This window comes from Haemophilus sp. C1 (assembly GCF_001276515.1).
In the GTDB taxonomy this organism is placed as follows: Bacteria; Pseudomonadota; Gammaproteobacteria; order Enterobacterales; family Pasteurellaceae; genus Haemophilus.
Map to the genome: position 1 here is coordinate 1 of NZ_LDVZ01000050.1, position 3,055 is coordinate 3,055.

At 38.0% G+C, this 3,055-nt stretch carries 3 protein-coding genes and 1 pseudogene; 1 reads left to right on the top strand and 3 read right to left on the bottom strand.

Annotated features, from left to right (window positions below):
- A partial coding sequence (locus tag ABW51_RS10590; protein ID WP_197271861.1) for a hemagglutinin repeat-containing protein occupies positions 1-179 on the bottom strand: 179 nt, incomplete at its 3' end.
- Between ABW51_RS10590 and ABW51_RS10415 the strand changes: the two are divergent.
- Positions 143-226: pseudogene (locus ABW51_RS10415) on the top strand (phosphoribosylglycinamide formyltransferase); the annotation flags it as partial. The gene ABW51_RS10590 and the pseudogene ABW51_RS10415 sit on opposite strands and share 37 nt — an antisense overlap.
- Positions 227-320: 94 nt before the next feature.
- On the opposite strand, the gene ABW51_RS09395 reads toward ABW51_RS10415, so the two are convergent.
- Together ABW51_RS09395 and ABW51_RS09400 are read right to left on the bottom strand one after the other, a co-directional pair.
- Positions 321-1,265 (bottom strand): Imm49 family immunity protein, encoded by a 945-nt coding sequence (locus tag ABW51_RS09395; RefSeq protein WP_053466536.1) that lies wholly within the window; start codon positions 1,263-1,265, stop codon positions 321-323.
- A 17-nt stretch (positions 1,266-1,282) separates the two neighbouring features.
- The coding region (locus tag ABW51_RS09400) for a VENN motif pre-toxin domain-containing protein (RefSeq protein WP_053466537.1) at positions 1,283-3,055 on the bottom strand (1,773 nt) is incomplete at its 5' end.

A 3,055-nucleotide genomic window follows, 5' to 3' on the forward strand; every position in this document is an offset into this window, starting at 1 on the left:
ACATTGGCATTAACGGTGTTACCTTTGACTTGACTCCCCAGCAGGTTGGTATCACCTTGGCTGTTTAAAGTCACGGTTTGTGCATCTAAGTGGCTCGCTTGGTAAGTTTTGCTTTCACCATCTTCCTTGCCACTGCTTCCGCCTATTACTTGCTCGTGATATTTCCGTAGAAAAAGCATTAGAAAAAGTAGAGCGTGCTTACGCGAAGTTGGATGTGAAATTATAAATCAGGTTTACTTAGCATAAGTATCGTTGAAAAGACAAAAAGTGCGGTCAAAATCGCTTATGTTTTTAACCGCACTTTAATGCTTATTCCTGACTTATCGACCAAACAGCGAAGCCCAAAATCCTTTTTTATTTTCAACTTTCTTTTGCTTCGCTTCTTCCATTCTTTGTTTGACATAATTTACCCAAACTTGATGAGGGGCATCAAAATCAAATGATTTCATAAAATCATAAGGAATTTTATATTCTGCTAATGGATTTATATCAATCAATTCTTTTGGCGCTATAGGGCTATCAATACTCAAATCAAAACCGTGGATTGCTGCGATTTTGGCATACATTAAAACTTGCGGTTGCAAGTAAAAATCAAAATGTAAAAGTGTTCCTTTTGCTGCTCGTTTAGCAAGCTTAAGTTCGAGTAATTTATCTAAAGCCTCTTGCATTCCTTTTATATTTTTATCTGCTAGTGCCACATAAAATTCATGATCAGGAATGCGCTTTAAATCGCTACGGGCTTTTTTCTCATCATTTAAGAACGTGAGTGCGCGCTCTTTTAATAATTGCCAATCGCCACTTAACGCCAATAAAGTGTTCGCATTAAAAAAAGGTCTGGTATCAGTTCGTTTATAGGGAACTGAAATATCGACAATTTCATCACGATGTTTAATCAGATAATCAATCAACTTTTGATTATCTGAAAGTAAGATCATGAAAAAGAAGTTAGTATTAAATCCATTATATGCCCATTGGAAATCATATTCAGACAAAATACCTAAGAAACCCGCAATAGAAGCATTTTCTTTAAATCCTGAAATATCATTTTCTAATAAATGCTTAGAGGCTAATGCACGATGAAAATCATTTAAATAATGAATTAAAGAAAAAACATTACCTGTAAAATTATCTATAGGAGCTAACGTTGAAAACAATTCTTTATGATTGAATTTAACATATTCCTCAACTCTAGCTAGAGTAAAATTCTTAGCTTCATCATAGGTTTTAGCAATCTCACTACCTAAAAACACTTTATATTTTTCCATATTTACACCTCTTACGACTAATTCTTATTAGGAATTCTAACTGGTAATAACACAACCTTACCATTTGATTTATCTACACCAGCTATAATTGTTTTAATTGATTTACCATTTTTTTCCGCATTTTTTATTGCTAACTTAGTCGGATCATTTTCAGATAATTCACTCAGAACTGCATTTATCCATTTACTAGACAATTGATTAGTATCCCCAGCTCCTTTAGAACTCACCTGAATCTCCCCATTAGTTTTTATTTGTTTACTATCAATAATGACTACTGAACCATCTTTGCCTACTAACACATGATCAAAACCATTATTTGAGCCATATTTCCCTCCCTGTAATAGTTCATAACCTGAGCGTTTTGCAAGATCACTAATAAGGGTTTCAGTTTTACTTCCCTTGATATCCCCATTTTTAACAATATCATCAATTAAAGCTTGCTCAGCTTTACTAGTTGCTTTTATTTCACAACTTGCTCCACAAACTTTAGTGCCATTGATAAATCCTTTATCGGTTGATACAGCGATATTATCAACTTCATTAATTACTCGATTCAAAACAGTGTGATTAATTACTCTATGAACTTGATGCTTCGTAAAAGTAGCAGCTGCTTTTGTGAATTTTGTACCAACTTTACCCAAACCCAAACCACCGGCAAGTATTCCCACCGTCTCTTGCAGTAATTGACCTGCCTCTAAGCCAGCCTTGAAAGCCCCTTCTGCACCCGCTTTCTCATACTCAACAATCATCTTATCAATTCTATTCGCATAGGATTGTTTCATTGCTTTAGTAAAATTGCCTTCTTGAATTAAGGTCTTAATCGCATTCAGTGAGTCAATCGGATGCATCGCAATCTCAGCAATGCCTTTCCCTGTTTCAAAAAGCCCCACAGGAATTGACGTCGCAAGCCCGGCACCATAAGCAGTATCTTGCCCCGCACTCACTAATTCCCAATAAACACCTGTTTTTAGTTCACAGCGCAAGCTACCATTACATGCCGCTAACTCTTCATCTCTTTGCTTAGCCTGCCACCCGGAAAGGTAATTGTTTGTCACCGTATTTTCCGCAATCTGTGCATTAATTGCCGTATTGCCAATGATTTCAACACCTTCTGATTTCCCGTTCATTAAAGCACCGGCAATACCGCCTGCAAGACTTGCCATACTAATTACACCCGCCTTTTCATCTGGCGTTAAATCAGCTTCCGATTTACCATAAAGTATAGAGGCAATTTGTGGTGCCAGTAATTCAGCCCCTGCTGCACTTATCGCACCATGTGCTGCTCTTCCTCCATTGACTTGAGCCTCAATCGCTCCCCATACGGCATGTGCAAGTGCATTAGTTGCTTTATCATGCGTATTATCTGCTATCAATTTATTCACCGTTGGCGATAAAGTTGCGACAGCTGTAGCTGAAGCACCTTGCCCTGAAAGCACACTGGTAAAGAGGGCTGTAACGGTATCTATAGTTCGGCGATTTCCTCCGCCATACCCCCATTCACCCACTTCTCGCTTAGCTTCTCTTAACCGATATTCAAGGAAATCCAACGCATCCTTACTTGCATTATTAGCCTTAGCTTTATCGTATTCTGCTTTTACACGTCGTTCAGCAGTTTCTGCTTCATTTAATTTATTTGATATATAAGTATCCACCGCCTTTTGTACATGCCCTATTGCCGTTGCAATCTGTTGCTGCTCTTGGAGTTGCGCTTTCACATCCTTCGTCTGTGCAACTTGATTGTTAGCTTGGGCAAGGTCTGTGTTAATGCCTAGTTGGGCTGCTGTGGTCTG

Excerpts from the sequence above, each read along its gene's own strand:
- ABW51_RS09395 (WP_053466536.1), bottom strand. The coding sequence starts at position 1,265 with ATGGAAAAATATAAAGTGTTTTTAGGTAGTGAGATTGCTAAAACCTAT.